This window comes from Bradyrhizobium sp., assembly GCF_035484855.1.
Classification (GTDB): domain Bacteria; phylum Pseudomonadota; class Alphaproteobacteria; order Rhizobiales; family Xanthobacteraceae; genus Bradyrhizobium.
Map to the genome: position 1 here is coordinate 19,215 of NZ_DATHOP010000197.1, position 15,112 is coordinate 34,326.

General features: G+C 62.3%; 14 protein-coding genes. 8 read left to right on the plus strand and 6 right to left on the minus strand.

What is annotated here, in order from left to right:
* The first annotated feature begins 444 nt into the window (after nucleotides 1-444).
* Nucleotides 445-2,007, plus strand: coding sequence for a glycerol-3-phosphate dehydrogenase (gene glpD, locus VK804_RS22225; protein WP_325374228.1), 1,563 nt, complete (start codon nucleotides 445-447; stop codon nucleotides 2,005-2,007).
* Between the two features lie 271 nt (nucleotides 2,008-2,278).
* On the plus strand, nucleotides 2,279-3,139 hold the full coding sequence (locus VK804_RS22230) for a hypothetical protein (RefSeq protein WP_325374230.1): 861 nt from the start codon (nucleotides 2,279-2,281) through the stop codon (nucleotides 3,137-3,139).
* A 41-nt stretch (nucleotides 3,140-3,180) separates the two neighbouring features.
* Here VK804_RS22230 and VK804_RS22235 read toward each other — a convergent pair whose 3' ends face one another.
* The 3 genes from VK804_RS22235 to VK804_RS22245 all read right to left on the minus strand — a co-directional run bounded on the left by VK804_RS22235 (nucleotide 3,181) and on the right by VK804_RS22245 (nucleotide 6,348).
* Entirely contained in the window at nucleotides 3,181-4,284 is a 1,104-nt protein-coding gene (locus tag VK804_RS22235) for an alkene reductase (RefSeq protein WP_325374232.1), read from the minus strand.
* A gap of 166 nt (nucleotides 4,285-4,450) precedes the next feature.
* On the minus strand, nucleotides 4,451-4,954 hold the full coding sequence (locus VK804_RS22240) for a DUF1993 domain-containing protein (RefSeq protein ID WP_325374234.1): 504 nt from the start codon (nucleotides 4,952-4,954) through the stop codon (nucleotides 4,451-4,453).
* Nucleotides 4,955-5,178: 224 nt separating this feature from the next.
* Entirely contained in the window at nucleotides 5,179-6,348 is a 1,170-nt protein-coding gene (locus VK804_RS22245) for a lytic murein transglycosylase (protein ID WP_325374252.1), read from the minus strand.
* Nucleotides 6,349-6,699: 351 nt separating this feature from the next.
* On the opposite strand from VK804_RS22245, the gene VK804_RS22250 reads away from it, so the two are divergent.
* Nucleotides 6,700-7,416 carry a tetratricopeptide repeat protein gene (locus tag VK804_RS22250; protein ID WP_325374236.1) on the plus strand — a complete coding sequence of 239 codons (717 nt, stop codon included), beginning with the start codon at nucleotides 6,700-6,702 and terminating at the stop codon, nucleotides 7,414-7,416.
* A gap of 266 nt (nucleotides 7,417-7,682) precedes the next feature.
* Here VK804_RS22250 and sbmA read toward each other — a convergent pair whose 3' ends face one another.
* Nucleotides 7,683-8,900 (minus strand): peptide antibiotic transporter SbmA, encoded by a 1,218-nt coding sequence (gene sbmA / locus VK804_RS22255; RefSeq protein WP_325374238.1) that lies wholly within the window; start codon nucleotides 8,898-8,900, stop codon nucleotides 7,683-7,685.
* 225 nt (nucleotides 8,901-9,125) lie between these two features.
* Entirely contained in the window at nucleotides 9,126-9,632 is a 507-nt protein-coding gene (locus VK804_RS22260) for a GDSL-type esterase/lipase family protein (RefSeq protein WP_325374240.1), read from the minus strand.
* A gap of 248 nt (nucleotides 9,633-9,880) precedes the next feature.
* Here VK804_RS22260 and VK804_RS22265 point away from each other — a divergent pair, with 248 nt between their 5' ends.
* A complete protein-coding gene (locus VK804_RS22265) occupies nucleotides 9,881-10,333 on the plus strand; it encodes a nuclear transport factor 2 family protein (protein ID WP_325374242.1) in 453 nt (150 codons plus the stop codon).
* A 50-nt stretch (nucleotides 10,334-10,383) separates the two neighbouring features.
* On the plus strand, nucleotides 10,384-10,956 hold the full coding sequence (locus VK804_RS22270) for a nuclear transport factor 2 family protein (RefSeq protein ID WP_325374243.1): 573 nt from the start codon (nucleotides 10,384-10,386) through the stop codon (nucleotides 10,954-10,956).
* 37 nt (nucleotides 10,957-10,993) lie between these two features.
* On the opposite strand, the gene VK804_RS22275 is transcribed toward VK804_RS22270, so the two are convergent.
* Complete coding sequence (locus VK804_RS22275; protein ID WP_325374244.1) at nucleotides 10,994-12,439, minus strand: helix-turn-helix domain-containing protein; 1,446 nt, start codon at nucleotides 12,437-12,439, stop codon at nucleotides 10,994-10,996.
* A 179-nt stretch (nucleotides 12,440-12,618) separates the two neighbouring features.
* Between VK804_RS22275 and aceA the strand changes: the two genes are divergently transcribed.
* The 3 genes from aceA to VK804_RS22290 all read left to right on the plus strand — a co-directional run bounded on the left by aceA (nucleotide 12,619) and on the right by VK804_RS22290 (nucleotide 15,083).
* The gene (aceA, locus tag VK804_RS22280; RefSeq protein ID WP_325374245.1) at nucleotides 12,619-13,926 is read left to right on the plus strand and encodes an isocitrate lyase; all 1,308 of its coding nucleotides are present in this window, start codon (nucleotides 12,619-12,621) and stop codon (nucleotides 13,924-13,926) included.
* Nucleotides 13,927-13,938: 12 nt separating this feature from the next.
* Nucleotides 13,939-14,148 (plus strand): DUF4170 domain-containing protein, encoded by a 210-nt coding sequence (locus VK804_RS22285; RefSeq protein ID WP_325374247.1) that lies wholly within the window; start codon nucleotides 13,939-13,941, stop codon nucleotides 14,146-14,148.
* Nucleotides 14,149-14,522: 374 nt separating this feature from the next.
* Nucleotides 14,523-15,083 carry a hypothetical protein gene (locus tag VK804_RS22290; protein ID WP_325374248.1) on the plus strand — a complete coding sequence of 187 codons (561 nt, stop codon included), beginning with the start codon at nucleotides 14,523-14,525 and terminating at the stop codon, nucleotides 15,081-15,083.
* The last annotated feature ends 29 nt before the right edge of the window (nucleotides 15,084-15,112 follow it).

Consider the following 15,112-nt stretch of genomic DNA (forward strand, 5'->3'; position numbering starts at 1 on the left):
AGAGAGTAGCAGGTAGCTTTTCGTCCAGCACCGCTTGCAAATCGGAGATTCTGTTTTGCTGGTGGGTTAGGCGCTCATTCAAGAATATCCGCGTTATCGTTAACCCGAGAAGAAATCCAAATCCCAATACCGCCGCAAATGCATCAGGGGACATCATTAGGATGCCCCACCTATCCGCAATGATCCTACCGAATCCCAGTGGGTCCATGGGCGAAAGCTACCCGCCGCAGCACGCTAGAGGCGAGTCAAAGCACGCGAAATCCCCCTTTAAATCCGCTAGGTGTGTGCCATTCCAAAATTGAGCGAACAAATCCTCCATCACGTTCCAAAATGGATCTCTTGCATCCAGGTTCCCTTTTCTCTTGCTTTCACATTTGGTTGTGATTTATTCAAAACTGAAAGCGAAATCGCCAAAGTGAACCGGCGAGCGCCAGGAAATCGCCTTTGGATCGAATATTCGACCTCGCGATCATTGGAGGCGGCGTTAACGGCTGCGGCATCGCACGCGACGCGGCGGGCCGAGGCAATTCGGTTTTCCTTTGTGAAATGAACGACTTGGCGAGCGGGACGTCGTCCTTCTCGACCAAACTGGTGCATGGCGGGCTGCGCTATCTCGAATATTACGAGTTTCATTTGGTTCGCGAAGCGCTGATCGAGCGCGAAATCCTCTGGCAGATCGCGCCCCACATCATTCGCCCGCTTCGTTTCGTGCTACCGCATCATGATGGGCTGCGCCCGACCTGGCTGTTGCGGCTCGGATTGTTTTTGTACGACCATATCGGCGGCCGGCACCTGCTGCCGCCGACCCGCTCGGTCGATCTCAGAACAGACGAGGTCGGAAAACCGCTGGTCCCCGGCCGCTTCACAAAGGGTTTTGAATATTCCGACTGTTTTGTCGATGACGCGCGCCTCGTGGTGCTGACCGCGCGCGATGCCGCCGACCGCGGCGCCGACATCCGCACGCGGTCGCGCGCGGTCGAGATCCGGCAGGAGAACAGGATCTGGCGCGTCACGGTCGAAAACACGCTCACCCGCGAACACACGGTCATCAGCGCCCGCGTGCTGGTCAATGCCGGCGGTCCCTGGGTCGAGCAGGTGCTGGCCTTGGGTGCCGGCGTCAACGCTCGGGCAAAAGTGCGGCTGGTGCAGGGCTCGCACATCGTGGTGCGGAAGCTGTACGAGCATGACCGCGCCTACATGTTCCAGAACAGCGACGGGCGGATCGTGTTCGCGATTCCCTACCAGGAGGATTTCACGCTGATCGGCACCACCGATCGCGACTACGAGGGCGATCCGTCGAAGGTGAAAGCCTCGAGCGAGGAGATAGAATATCTCTGCACTTCCGTCAGCGAGTATCTGGCAAAGCCGGTCAGTCCGCAGGACGTCGTCTGGACCTATTCCGGCGTGCGTCCGCTCTATGACGATGGCGCCAGCGAAGCCAAGGCCGCCACCCGCGAATATGTGTTCGAACTCGACACGCCCGGCGGCGCGCCGCTGCTGTCGATCTATGGCGGCAAGATCACGACCTACCGGCGGCTGGCCGAGGAGGCGCTGCAACGGCTGGAGCCCTATTTGCGCGGCGCCGCGCCCCGCGAGGACTTGAAGGCGCGCGAGGGCTGGACCGCGAAGTCGCCGCTGCCCGGCGGCGACATGGACGTCTCGGCGATCCCGGCGCTGACGGCGGAACTGCAGCGCAGCTATCCGTTCCTCGACACCGCGCATGCCAACCGGGTGGCACATGCCTACGGCACCCGTGCCGGCAAGATGCTCGGCAACGCCAAATCGCTCGACGATCTCGGCCAGTCTTTCGGCGCCACCTTGACGGAGCGCGAAGTCAGGTACCTGATGTCCGTGGAGTGGGCCTTGACCGCCGAAGACATCGTGTGGCGGCGATCCAAGCTCGGATTGCGACTGTCGGCTGCCGAAATCACCGCCCTCGACGACTGGATCGCGGCGCATCATGTCCCCCTCGAAAATCCCTTGCGGGAAGCGGGAGGGCGGACATGAGCGTTACCCTGCCTGCGGGTTGATGCGAGATTGCCGCCAGATTTTCCAGACCACCGGGATCACCATAACAACGGCGCTGCTGCGTCGAAACGACGATCAGAAAAGTAGCGAGACCTCAACAGGATCAAAAAAATATCGAGTCTTCTTCGTCGTCTTGAACGGCACGAACCGTAGGCATCTTCGGCCGGAACTTCGAGGTTGACATTGCGGTTGAAAATTTGGCGTAATGCTTTTCGCTTCCTTGTTTCTTAGTTGATTTCGCAGGTGGATCATGCTTCGCCGTGCCTTGGTTGCAATTCTTGCCGCGGGTGCGGCAACGCTGCCCGCGGCGTCCTTTGCCTACGAAATCAAGGCGAAGGCTTCCGAGTCCGCGTTCGAGGCAAAGCTGCGCCCGGATATTCTGGGTATCTCCACCGACTCCACGGCCGACACCGCGCGGGCGATCCTGTCGACCTTCAAGGACCGCACCGATGCCAAGATCGACATTCAGCAGGAGAAATTCGGGGATACCGCTGTCAGCTATATCGCGGCGCTGAATTTCAATTCTCCTTCCGGCCCGAAACAGACCGGTGAAATGCTTTCGGTCAGCTTCTCCTCGCCCGCCAGCGCCAACCGCGCCTATTTCATAGCGCGAAGCCTGACGTTCGCGCAGGACCAGCAGCCGCCCAAGGCCGAGATGATCAAGCAGGTCATGGATAAATATGGCGCGCCGACCATCGTCGGTGACCATCATCTCTATTACATCTATCGCGCCGGCAAGACCGTATCGGTGGGAGCGAAATACAAGGACACCTCGGCACTCGAGGCGATCGACCGTCCGCTGGATCCGAGAGCCGCGATCAAGCTCGATGACGCCAACGGCCACGGCAGCTGCGTGGCCGGCGTGAAGCGTTCGCAGGCAAAGGACAAAACGCTAAGCGCGATGCTGGTCGAGGCAAAGGGCGCCAACTGCGATGGCGCGCTGGGCGTGGAACTGGCGCCGGGCATCTCGCCGGACCGGGTCGGAATTGCCCAATTCACGCTGGTGGATTTCAAGCGCATCATCAGCGCGGCCACGATCGATAGCGACGCGCTAGTTGCGGAGAAGAACGAGCGCAATCCGACGCCGCAAGGCAGCGCTCCGAAACTTTGATCCGTACCGGCCTGGAGGCGATGATCCAGCAGCGCCTCGCTTTACTGTGCCGCGTCGAGCGCCTCGCTTAAGCTCGGATAATCCGTATATCCCTTGGCACCGCCGCCGTAGAAGGTGGCCTTGTCCGGCGCATTCAGCGGTGCGGCGCGCCTGAGGCGCTCGACCAGATCCGGGTTGGCGAGGAAGGGTTTTCCGAATGCGATCAGGTCGGCCGCGTCTGCCGCCAGCATTTTGGTCGCAAGTTCGAAATCATAGCCGTTGTTGGCGATGTAGGCCTGCTTGAAGCGCTTGCGCAAGGATCCATAGTCGAACGGCGCGACGTCGCGCGGCCCGCCGGTGGCGCCTTCGATGACGTGGATGTAGGTCAATTTCAGCGCGTTGAGATGATCGACGATATAATCGAACAGCGGCTGCGGATTGGAGTCCGAGACGTCGTTGGACGGCGTCACCGGCGAGATGCGGATGCCGGTGCGCTCGGCGCCCGCTTCCGCCGTCACCGCTTTTGCCACTTCCAGCATCAGTCTGGCGCGGTTTTCGATCGAGCCGCCATAGGCGTCGGTGCGCGTGTTGGTGCCGTCCTTGGCGAATTGATCCAGCAGGTAGCCGTTGGCGCCATGAATCTCGACGCCGTCGAAGCCGGCCGCCAGCGCATTCGCGGCGCCGCCCCGGAAGTCTTCGATAATGCCGGGAATCTCTGCAAGCGTCAGCGCGCGCGGTTCGGAAATCTCGGTGAAAGTGTTGTTGACGAAGGTCTTGCCCTTGGCGCGGATCGCCGACGGCGCCACCGGCGCGCCGCCGTCGGGCTGCAGCGAGGTGTGCGAGATGCGTCCGACATGCCAGATCTGGATGAAGATGCGCCCGCCGCGCGCATGCACGCGCTCCGTCACCTTGCGCCAGCCTGCGACCTGTTCTTTGGAATAGATGCCGGGGGTGTCCTGATAGCCCTGGCCCTGCTGCGAGACCTGGCTTGCCTCGGTGATCAATAGTCCGGCGGAGGCGCGCTGACCGTAATATTCGACTGCCAGCGGGCTCGGCACCATGCCCGCGACCGCGCGGTTGCGGGTCAAGGGCGCCATCACGAGGCGGTTCGGAAGCATGATCGGGCCAAGCTTGAAGGGCTCGAACAGTTCGGTCGGCGTGCTCATTTTTGCAGCTCTCGGTGATTGGCGAGTAGGGCGGGGAACGTCAAATCCCCAGTGAAGTGTGCATTCCGGAGGCTCACGGCAAGCCGCGAGCCATTCAGCGGACGCAGATTAGCTGCGAGATTCCGGGTTCAGCCCTGCGGGCTGCCCCGGAATCACGGCCGGAAAATCAACTCACCCCGAGAAAATCGCGCTTGCCGATTTCCACGCCGTTGTGGCGCAGGATGCCGTGGGCGATGGCGGCGTGGAAGTAGAAATTCGGGAACGCGAAGTTGTTGATGAACTGCTGGCCCTTGAGCGTCATCGTGTTGGTGGGGCCGACCGGAAAGCTGACATCGCGCGCATCGGCGCCGTCGAACTGGGCGGGCTTGAAGGCCTTCAGATAGTCGATGGTTTTCGCCAGGCGCTGCTTCAGCTCGTCAAAGGTCTTTTCGGTGTCCGGCGTGGTCGGCACCTCGACCTGCGCCAGCCGTGCGCAGCTCTTGGCCGCGAAATCGCAGGCCAGTTGAATTTGTTTGCTGAACGGCAGCATGTCCGGATAGAGCCGCGCGGAAAGCAGCACCTCGGGCGCGATGTTCTTGGCCTTGCAGTGAGCTTCGGCCTTGGTGAGGATGCCGGTGAGGCCGCCGAGGATCTGCAGGAAGGCCGGTACGGTAGCGTCGTAGATGGACATGTGAGACTCTCTTTCTTTTTTTGTTGTCATTCCGGGGCGATGCGGAGCATCGAACCCGGAATCTCGAGATTCTGTTTACTGTCATTGCGAGCCAACGGGTCGCGCGAATGCGCGCCCGATGACAGGCTCCGCGAAGCAATCTATGTTCTTCGGGAAAAGAGAGAATGGATTGCTTCGTCGCTTTGCTCCTCGCAATGACGATGGCGGCGTTCCGCCGTGGGGCCCTATCGCACAGCCGTGGCGCCCTGCGGAACGGCCTGCGCGCGCGGCACGCCGCGCATCCGCGCCAATAGTTCGGCGGTCGGCCAGGAATCCGCCGGCAAGCCGTATTTGATCTGCATCGCCTTCACGGCGCTGCGGCTTTGCTGGCCCATCACGCCGTCGACCTTGCCGACATTGAATCCTGCGCGCACCAATAATTGCTGGAGCTCGCGCAGCTCGTTGAACGGCAATTGCGCCACGGGGGCTGCCGGACGCAGCATCGGCGGCGCGCCCGCGATGCGGGTGGCGAGGTAGCCTGCCGTGGTCGAATAGATCAGCGAGTTGTTCCATTCGGTATAGGCGGCGAAATTGGCATAGGCGAGAAACGCCGGCCCGGTGCGGCCCATCGGCAGCAGCAGCGAGGCCGGCAGGTCGTCGTTCGGCAGCGCCTTGCCGTCCGGATAGGTGACGCCGAGTTGCGTCCATTTCGTGCGCGGCAGCTGGATGGTGAGATCGGCCTGATCCCATGGAAAATTCGATGCTGCGGACACCCGCACTTCCTGCAGCCAGGGTTCGCCGCGCCGCCATTTCAGCCCGCTGGCGATGTAGTTGGCGGTCGAGCCGATCACGTCGGCCGCGCTGTGCAGGAGATCGCGGCGGCCGTCGCCGTCGTAATCGACCGCATAGGTGAAATAATGCGTCGGCAGAAATTGCGTCTGGCCGAGTTCACCAGCCCATGAGCCGACCATTTCGTCAGGCGTGAGATCGCCGCGATCGATGATCTTCAGCGCGGCGATGGTCTCGCCGACGAACCGCTCCGAGCGGCGGCAGTCGTATGCCAACGACACCAGCGATGGTAGCGTATGAAGATTGCCCAGCTCGGCGCCAAAGCTGCTCTCCAGCCCCCAGAAGGCGGCAATCACGGCCGGCGGCACGCCATATTCCTTTTCGGCGCGGTTGAACGCTGCCACATGCATCCGGATTCGCGCCTGCGCGTTTTTTGCCGCGCCATCCGACGCCCTGTTCCGGGCGAATTCGGTGAACACCTGACCGAACACGCGCTGGCCGCGGTCGCGGTTGACGATGCCCTGGTCGTAGACGAGGTAGGGCGAGGCTTCCGCGAGCGCGCGCTGCGACACCCCGGCCGCGGCCGCCTGCTGTTTTAGGTCGGCGAGGAAGCGATCGAAGGTCATGCCGTTGTGGCAGGCGGCCGCAGTGCGCGAGACCGGCGCGGCGACGGGTCTCGCCGCAGGCGATTGGGCGCAGCTCGGTTGCGGCCCGCCGAGCAGTGTCAGCAGGATGCCGGCAAGAAATGGTGCCGTTGGAAACTTTCGCATGCGGTTACCGATTGGCTTGAAGTCGGAGGCGATCGTCGTGTCCTAGCATCCCCGCCAGGCAACGTCATCAGCCACGCCCTGCGGGGCGGACCAGCCAACCTGCGCCAGGGGTCACGGCCCGATGCCGGTGCGGACGGCCATGGCTTACCGAGGGCTTCGTCATGGGCTATCATGCGTTCGGATTGAATGGGATCGGGGGAGATTGCCATGCGGTTCCTCATGCTGGTCGCAAGCTTGCTGGTGGCTGTCGTCGCGCCGGCGTTTGCCGATGCCGCCAGCGAGTACCAGGCCGGCCAGACCGCCTACGACCAGAACAATTACGCCGAGGCTATCAGGCACTATTCAAATGCGATCAAGCTCAAGCCGGACTCCCGCGCCTATGTGGCGCGCGGCAACGCCTATGACGACAACGGTCAAATCGACCTCGGGATTGCCGATTACACGACGGCGATCGCGATCTCTCCCAAATATCCGGATGCATATTCGAATCGTGGCGTCGCCTATTATCGCAAGAAGGAGTACGACCGGGCGCTCGGCGATCTCGGCAAAGCGATCGAATTGAAACCCGATTCCGCGTTCAGCTATGTCACCCGCGGCAATGTCTACGACGACAAGGGTCTTCCGGACCAGGCGCTCGCCGACTACTCCACTGCGATGCAGATCGATCCGAAATTCTACCGGTCCTATGGCGAACGGGGCTCGGCCTATGGCCGGCTCGGTCGATTGGACGAGGCGATCACCGATCTCACCAAGGGAATCGAACTGAATCCGCGCTACACCTTTGGCTATCTCATACGCGCCCAGATCTACGAGAAGAAAAATGATCGCGACAAGGCGATTGCCGATTACCGCCAGGCGTTGGCGCTCGACCCTGCCCGTGCGGTCGCGCGGCAAGCCTTGCAGCGGCTTGGGGTCGAACCCTAGCCGCGGATGGCTTTGAATTGAATCGGCAACGTGCGAGTTCGGATCACCTCGCCCCGCTTGCGGGGAGAGGTCGGATTGCGAAGCAATCCGGGTGAGGGGGACTCTCCGCGAGTCCCTATGTCGAGAAAGCCCCTCACCCCAGCCCTCTCCCCGCGGAAGAGCGGGGAGAGGGAGCGTTAGCGCTGCCGGCTCGACCTAATCTCATCATTCTCTAGCCGCGCGTGTCTGGCCCGCTCACGGGTGACGCCGGTGCTGTGCGACCATCGCTACGCGGTGCCCTCCGTTCGCATCTCGATCGAAGGCAGCGGCTCGTCGTGAATCTTGGCCTCGAAGCCGCGCAGCCGCTTATAGATCGAGATCAGCTCAACGATCGTGCTCCATGCATTGATGAGGTATTGAAACGAGCTACGCACTTCCGCGAACGCACTCAGGATCTGTTGCATCAGGCCGAGCGTGATCTTGCCGGCGACCAGCGTCGGTGCGAGCAGGATGTAGGGAAAAATGACGTCGGTCTGCAGATAGACGTAGCGGCCGACGTTGAAGTACATGAAATTCAGGTAAAGCCGAAAATAGTTCGTCCTGACGTTGCCAAACAGGACGTTCAATGTCGGAGGGTCGGCTCGCGCCGGATCGTCTTCGCCAAGCACCAGTTCCTTGCGATAGGCGGCTTCGACGCGCTGGTTGAAAAACTCGATTCCGGGCAGGCGGATGCCGATCAAGGCCAGCAGCCCGGTTCCAAATACCGACCAGATCACCGCGGCGAACACCAGTGAATAGGGGATGGACCCGACCAGGGGCAGCTCGGTGATATTGCCGGACAGCGTGACCAGAATCGGCAGGAAAGCCACGAGCGTCAGCACGGCCCTGATGAGATTGACGCCTAGACTCTCCATTGTCGTCGCAAACCGCATGGTGTCTTCCTGCACCCGCTGCGAGGCGCCCTCGATGTTACGAAGCCGGGGCCAGTTTGCGACATAGTAGCTGTTCATCGCCGTGCGCCAGCGGAAGATGTAGTGGCTGACGAAGAAGCTCGTGAGCACCGAGACCACGACGCCGACCGTGGCGATGCCTGCGAACGTTGCCACTCCGCCGTACAATTGTTCCAGCGTCACCGATCCCGGTTTCGTAAGCGCCGATTGGATCAGATTATAGAATGGCCCGCGCCAGCCGTTGATGGCGACGCTGAGCTCGACCTGAAAGTAGGAGGTGAACAGGATCAGCGCCGAGCCGATGATCGACCACGGTGCCCAGGGATGCGGTGAAAAAACCATCCAGGCGCCGGCAAAGATCGCGACAAAGAGTGCGAAATAGAGGTCGAACCAGAGCTCCCGCCCGGACAGGAACATCGCGATACCGATGGGCAGCTGTTCGGATGAGCCGACGAGATCGCTGGCAAAGCTGTACCACAGCGCCATCGCGATCGCGGTCCAGACGATGGCCGATAAGAAGAACAGTTTTGGTCGGGGAAAAAATGAAGCGAACATGGGCGTGGCTATCCGGGTCAGAGGATTTGTCGAGACGGCATCCGGGCGCCCGAGGGCTGGACGCCAAAGCGCTGCGGTCAGGGGATCGCGAGCCAAGGCTAGCGATAAGCGGCGCCTTACGCCATCCCGTCGGGCGGGCCAAGCCGCGCTCGATTAAAAGTTCGAAAGGAAGCCGCGCCATGGACGCCGTGGCGCAATAGCAACCGATGGCGCGCCTACAAGAACCTAGCGCAGGGAGGCCATCAATCCTGCGGCGACGCGCCGATTGCCCTCCGCCGTCAGATGCAGGCCGTCGCGCTGCAGCAGTCCGGCCTTTGCTGCCGCCATGATCAGGCCGCTGGCATCGACAATCCTGATGTGGCGCGCGCGAAGCCTCTGTTGGATGCTGGCGACGTTGGCGCGGTGCATGGCCGGCGAAACGCCATGATGCCCGTCATTCAACATGAAAAGGCTCAAGATGACGATCCTGGTGCCTTCGGGCACGGAGCTGTCGACGCGCGAGAGGATCTGGCTGGTGGTCTCACCGCTGACGCCGGCGTTGGTCACCTGCGTCGCGGAGCCCCTGGCCTGCAGCATGGCCTGAAGCTGGGACGGAAACGATTCCGATGACGGCAATCCGTATCCCGCGGTAGCGCTGGCGCCGAGGGCCACGATCTGCGCCGAGCTGCAGCCGGCCGCGGCGAAAAAAGCTGTTGCCGCGATCAGGACGATCCAGGCGATCCTTGTGCTCATGAGGCCATTCCACACATCCGGGGCTCCCAGCGTAGGGCGCCATGGAAATTATTGCCAGTTGGCGCCGATGAAAAACATCGCACATCGCTACCAGACCGCGCAGGTCACCGCGCAGCAGCTTGTCGCCTGCCGCAGTGCGAAAGCGGATTGCGCGGAGCCTGCGATCCGCGCGGCGAGCAGAAGCGTCGCTCGACAAACCCGGCCGTGACTGCAAGACTACCCTCACACAACAGGAGCTGGAGGAAACCATGAATATCGATCGTCGCAGGCTGGCTGCGTTGCCGGCGCTTGCCGTTGGACTCCTAAGCGTGGTCCCGGCGTTGGCGGCTTCGGCGGATGAAGAGGCCGTCGCGAAGAATGTCGAGGCCTTCCGCGCGGCTCAGGTCGCCGCCGATGCCAAGGCGCTCGACGCGCTCTGCGCGCCCGAACTCAGCTACAGTCACTCCGATGCAAGGATCGAGGACAAGACGACCTTCATCGCCAACGCCACCAATGGAAAATCGAAGTTTTTGTCGCTGGCTTACGAGGACCCTAAAATCCGTGTCGTCGGCGACGCGGCGATCGTGCGATTCCATTGGGTCGGCGAGAGCGAGGCGGTGCCCGACGGCAAGAAGAGCTCCACCAATCTCCACATCCTGATGAACTGGCAGAAGCAGGGCGCGGACTGGAAACTCCTGTCCCGGGCGTCGACCAAGCTCTGATCGCGTCAAGCCGGACATTTTGCCGCCGCGGCCTGCAAACGGGGGAGCGCGTGAAACATATTGCTGTAGCGCTGGTGTCGGCTCTGTCCGTCATGGCCTGCGCCGTCGCCCGCGCCGACGGCCCGGCCGACGACGCCGCCGTCCGCAATCACGTGACCTGTTACCCCTTCGGGATCGACAAGATCGGCCGGGGCGACCGCGACGGCGGCCTCGCCATCTGGAAAGAATGTTTTGCCTCGAATTTCGAGTTCTCGGCGTTCATCGGCCGAGGCGAACCGACCAACTGCCCGGGCCCGTCCTGCCCGTTTCCGAAGGACATGACATCGATCGACATGCGCGCTGCCTTCGCCAAGCGGGCCTTCGACGGCGGCGGCTTCGTCAAGACCTCGCATCACCTGACCAATGTGACGGTCTCTTTCCCCGGCGCCGATCGCGCCATCGTCAACGCCTATGTTCAGGCCTGGCACTGGAAAGCCGACAATACCGTCGTCGTCGCGCCTGGCACCTGGGATGTGGAACTGACCCGCACCGACGGCAAATGGCTGATCACCAAGGAAAAGCTGGCCGTGGCAGGTGCCGCCGTCATCACTCCGCCAGCGCCCGTGCCCGCAACGGCGCGCTGATCGATTTCTGATTTCAGAATTTGTCTCGAATCGCCCCTCACAACTCGCGCGCATTGGAGAATGCGAACGACGACACCCGTCTCGTGTTCTCGTCGAGGATCAAAGTGCGGGTGATCGGCGGCTCGGCACGCTGGCTGCAGTTTTCGCGTTCGCAGAGCCGGCAATTGACGCCGATCGGCGTGCCCTCGGTTTTCTCCAGATCCATCCCGCTGGCGTAGATCAGCCGGGAGGCATGGCGGATTTCGCAACCGAGCCCGATGGCAAAGCGCGGCTGGGCCTGCGGGTGCGGCGCCACCGGCCGGCGCACGACTTGCGCGATCGAGAAATACCTGACGCCGTCGGGCAGCTCGATGATCTGCTTGAGCAGCCGGTCCGGCGTGTCGAAGGTCGAGTGCACGTTCCACAGCGGGCAGGTGCCGCCGAATTTCGAGAATGGGAAAGTGCCCGAGGAAAACCGCTTCGACACGTTGCCGGCATTGTCGACGCGCAGCATGAAGAACGGCACGCCGCGCGCGTTCGGCCGCTGCAGCGTGGTCAGGCGATGGCAGACCTGTTCGAAGCCCGAGTTGAATCGCTGCGCCAGCACGTTGACGTCGTAGCTCAGCGCTTCAGCCGCGCCATGAAAAGCCTGATACGGCATCATCACGGCGGCGGCGAAATAATTCGCCAGCGTAATCCGGTAGAGCCGGCGCGGCGTGTCGTCGAGCGGACCGGCGCGACCAACGATGGCCTCAAGGCTGGCACCGCATTCGGCAATCCCTAGCTGGAAGGCGAGCTGGAACGCGCGGCCGGGTGCGTCGATCAATTCCGAAATCAGCAATTGCCGGCGATGACGGTCGAACCGCCGCAAGGTCTCGCGCATCACATCGACCGGCATGATGCGGGTAACGATCGAATGCTTCTCACGCAAGCGGGTGCCGAGGGCTGCGAACAACTCCTCGGAGGACACGTTCAATTCGTCGCGCAGGGTTTCGGCGGCCTGTTCGAGTTCGGGGAAATAATTGCGGTTGGCCTCGATCAGGTCGCGGACGCGCTCGATCGGGTTGGCCTCGAATCGCGTGCCCTCGTCGCGGTCGGCCATTTGGGCTGCGACCATCGTCTCGCCGCGGCGGGCCTCGGTATAGGCCGCGTACAACCGTTGCAGCGAATGGGTCACGCCGGGGCATAATTCGGCGAGATCGCGGAGTTCCTGCTTCGGCAAATCGATCTGGCGGAACAGCGGATCGGAGAAGATCTCGTTCAGTTCGGCGAAAAACCGGTCCTCGTCGGCGCTGGCGAGATCGCGCAAATCGAGGTCATAGGTCTCCGCCAGCCGCAGCAATATCTGCGCCGTCACCGGGCGCTGATTGCGCTCGATTAGGTTGATATAGGAGGGCGAAATGCCGAGTCCCTCGGCGATCTGGGTTTGCGACAGGCCGAGCTGCTGACGGATGCGCCGGAATCGCGGTCCGACGAACAGCTTCTTTCCGGAACCTTCCGCCATGGCAGCCTCGCTGACTGACTTTATAACAAAAATGACAAAATGACATCCATGACAAGTTCATATGTTACATGTCATCATCATTAGAATGCAAGGAGCATATACGAATTAAGAAGATTAGCGTTTAGCTCCCGTCACGTTTCGCGGCGCACTGTCACGAATGTCGATTGGAGAATACGAAAATGGCGAAGACTTTTGAACAGCTGGTTCCCGCGCCCAAGGGGCGTTTCGATGGCATCAGCCGCCCCTATAGCCCCGCCGAGGTGGAGAAGCTGCGCGGCTCCGTGCCGATCGCCTGCACGCTCGCCGAGCGTGGCGCCAACCGGCTCTGGGAATCGCTGAAGAAGGAGCCTTTCGTCAATTCGCTCGGCGCCGTCACCGGCAACCAGGCGATGCAGCAGGCGCGCGCCGGCCTGCCCGCGATCTACCTCTCGGGCTGGCAGGTCGCCGCCGATGCCAACACCGCAGGCGCGATGTATCCGGACCAGAGCCTCTATCCCGCCAACGCCGGCCCGGAACTCTGCCGCCGCATCAACCGCACCTTCCAGCGCGCCGATCAGATCGAGCACTCCGAGGGCGGCGCCAAGATCGACTGGTTCGTGCCGATCGTGGCGGATGCGGAAGCAGGCTTCGGCGGCCCGCTGAACTCGTTCGAGATCATGAAGGCCTATATCGAGGCAGGCGCTGCCGGCGTGCACTTCGAAGACCAGCTGGCTTCCGAGAAGAAGTGCGGCCACATGGGCGGCAAGGTGCTGATCCCCACCGCAGCCCATGAGCGCAACCTGATCGCGGCAAGGCTCGCCGCCGACGTCTGCGGCACGCCGACCTTTGTGCTGGCGCGCACCGATGCGGAGAGTGCGAAACTGATTACGGCCGATGTCGACGAGCGCGATCGCGAGTTCATCACCGGTGAGCGCACCGCGGAAGGTTTTTTCCGCCTCAAGCCCGGCAGCGGTCTCGCCCATTGCATCAAGCGCGGCATTGCGTTCGCAAAATATGCCGATCTGCTGTGGTGGGAAACCTCAACCCCGAACCTCGAAGAGGCCAAGGAATTCGCTGAGGCCGTGCACAAGGTCTACCCCGGCAAGATGCTGGCGTATAACTGCTCGCCTTCATTCAACTGGGAAGCCAATATCGACAAGGCGACGATTGCCAAATTCCAGCGCGAAATCGGCGCGATGGGCTACAAGTTCCAGTTTGTCACACTGGCGGGCTTCCACTCGCTCAACCACGGCATGTTCGAACTGGCGCGCGGCTACAAGGCCGAGGGCATGGCGGCCTATTCCCGCCTGCAGCAGGCCGAGTTCGCTTCCGAGAAGCACGGCTATTCGGCGACGCGCCACCAGCGCGAAGTCGGCACCGGCTATTTCGACCTGGTCTCGACCACCATCACCGGCGGCACCTCGTCGACCACGGCGCTCCACGACTCGACCGAAGCCGCGCAGTTCAAGAAGCAGGGTTCGGAAATCCACATTCAAGCGGCTGAATAGAAGGAGGCCATCATGACAAGCGGCAGCAATTTCTGGGTGATCGGCGGCGAGTTCGGTTCGATGAACTTCCACAAGCTGGTGGAAGGCTCGGCCCAGGTCAAAGGTCCGTTCAAGACCCGCAAAGAGGCCGAGGACTGCTGGCGCGAGGTCTCGGAAGAGAGCCGCCACAAGGCTGGCGTGCGCTTCTCCATCGTGGAAGAACCCGCCCGCGTCGTGGCCTGATCGGCCAGGCCAAACAGCTAGAAGAAAGACGTCCAAGGACGAAGCGGTCCCATCCGGACATCCGGGTGGGGCCGCTTGCGTCTTCCGGTAAGCGCGCTTTCTTCTCCCTCTCCCGCACTTCGCGGGGGGTGGGGGTGCTTCCGCAAGCACTGGCGCCAATTGAGAGAGCCCCCACCCGCCGCGCTCTGGCGCGCAATTGCGCTGCCGAGCGCGTCGACCCTCGGGGTCAAGCCCGAGGGCAGGCTCTCCCCCGCAAGCGGGAGAGGTTGAAGAATCAAAGGCGTAAGCCATTGGCAACAAACGGCCTTTGCGGAAAACGTGGTTACTGATAGGTTAACCCCGGGTGGGACCTTCAGCATAAGGCGACCAAGCGGATGTCAGACGCGCCAAATACCGGAAGCCAGGCCGCCAGCGAAACGCGCCCCATTCGGTTGCGCGACGCGTTGCGGCAGGCGCGGATTGAGGCGGCCGACCGCACCGGCGTGGTCGTCGATCTGCGCGATGCCGAAGTCGCCCGGCTCGAAATCCTCAACGAGGCGCTCGATCCGCTGTTTGCGCAAATCCCCGACACGGTCGACCTGTTCGATCGCGGCATCAGCCAGGGCGAAACGCCGCGGCTGTGGATCGACGTCGTCGCCCATGTCCTGATGGGACGCGACAAGCGCATCTATCGCTTCGTGCAGGACACCCGCTACGGCCGCAAGGTGCTGACGGAATCGCACGACGTGCCCGTCATCGTGAAGGCAGTCACGGATTATATCGCGCGCCGCATGGTCGAGCGCGAGCAGGCGCTGGTGTCGACCGAGGTGCCGGAACCTGAAGTGGAGGCGAAGCCGCGGCGCCGCGGCGGCTTCTGGACCTTCGTGCTCGGCTTCATCGTCGGTGCGGCCGCGCTGTTCGCGTTCGCGCTATACGCCGCCTTGCATAATCTGTGAACGTGCCTAGAGCAGCCGCGTGCGGCCGA

Coding starts and splice junctions, on each gene's coding strand:
- VK804_RS22230 (WP_325374230.1), top strand. CDS start 2,279: ATGCTTCGCCGTGCCTTGGTTGCAATTCTTGCCGCGGGTGCGGCAACG.
- VK804_RS22235 (WP_325374232.1), bottom strand. CDS start 4,284: ATGAGCACGCCGACCGAACTGTTCGAGCCCTTCAAGCTTGGCCCGATC.
- VK804_RS22240 (WP_325374234.1), bottom strand. CDS start 4,954: ATGTCCATCTACGACGCTACCGTACCGGCCTTCCTGCAGATCCTCGGC.
- VK804_RS22245 (WP_325374252.1), bottom strand. CDS start 6,348: ATGACCTTCGATCGCTTCCTCGCCGACCTAAAACAGCAGGCGGCCGCG.
- VK804_RS22250 (WP_325374236.1), top strand. CDS start 6,700: ATGCGGTTCCTCATGCTGGTCGCAAGCTTGCTGGTGGCTGTCGTCGCG.
- sbmA (WP_325374238.1), bottom strand. CDS start 8,900: ATGTTCGCTTCATTTTTTCCCCGACCAAAACTGTTCTTCTTATCGGCC.
- VK804_RS22260 (WP_325374240.1), bottom strand. CDS start 9,632: ATGAGCACAAGGATCGCCTGGATCGTCCTGATCGCGGCAACAGCTTTT.
- VK804_RS22265 (WP_325374242.1), top strand. CDS start 9,881: ATGAATATCGATCGTCGCAGGCTGGCTGCGTTGCCGGCGCTTGCCGTT.
- VK804_RS22275 (WP_325374244.1), bottom strand. CDS start 12,439: ATGGCGGAAGGTTCCGGAAAGAAGCTGTTCGTCGGACCGCGATTCCGG.
- aceA (WP_325374245.1), top strand. CDS start 12,619: ATGGCGAAGACTTTTGAACAGCTGGTTCCCGCGCCCAAGGGGCGTTTC.
- VK804_RS22285 (WP_325374247.1), top strand. CDS start 13,939: ATGACAAGCGGCAGCAATTTCTGGGTGATCGGCGGCGAGTTCGGTTCG.
- VK804_RS22290 (WP_325374248.1), top strand. CDS start 14,523: ATGTCAGACGCGCCAAATACCGGAAGCCAGGCCGCCAGCGAAACGCGC.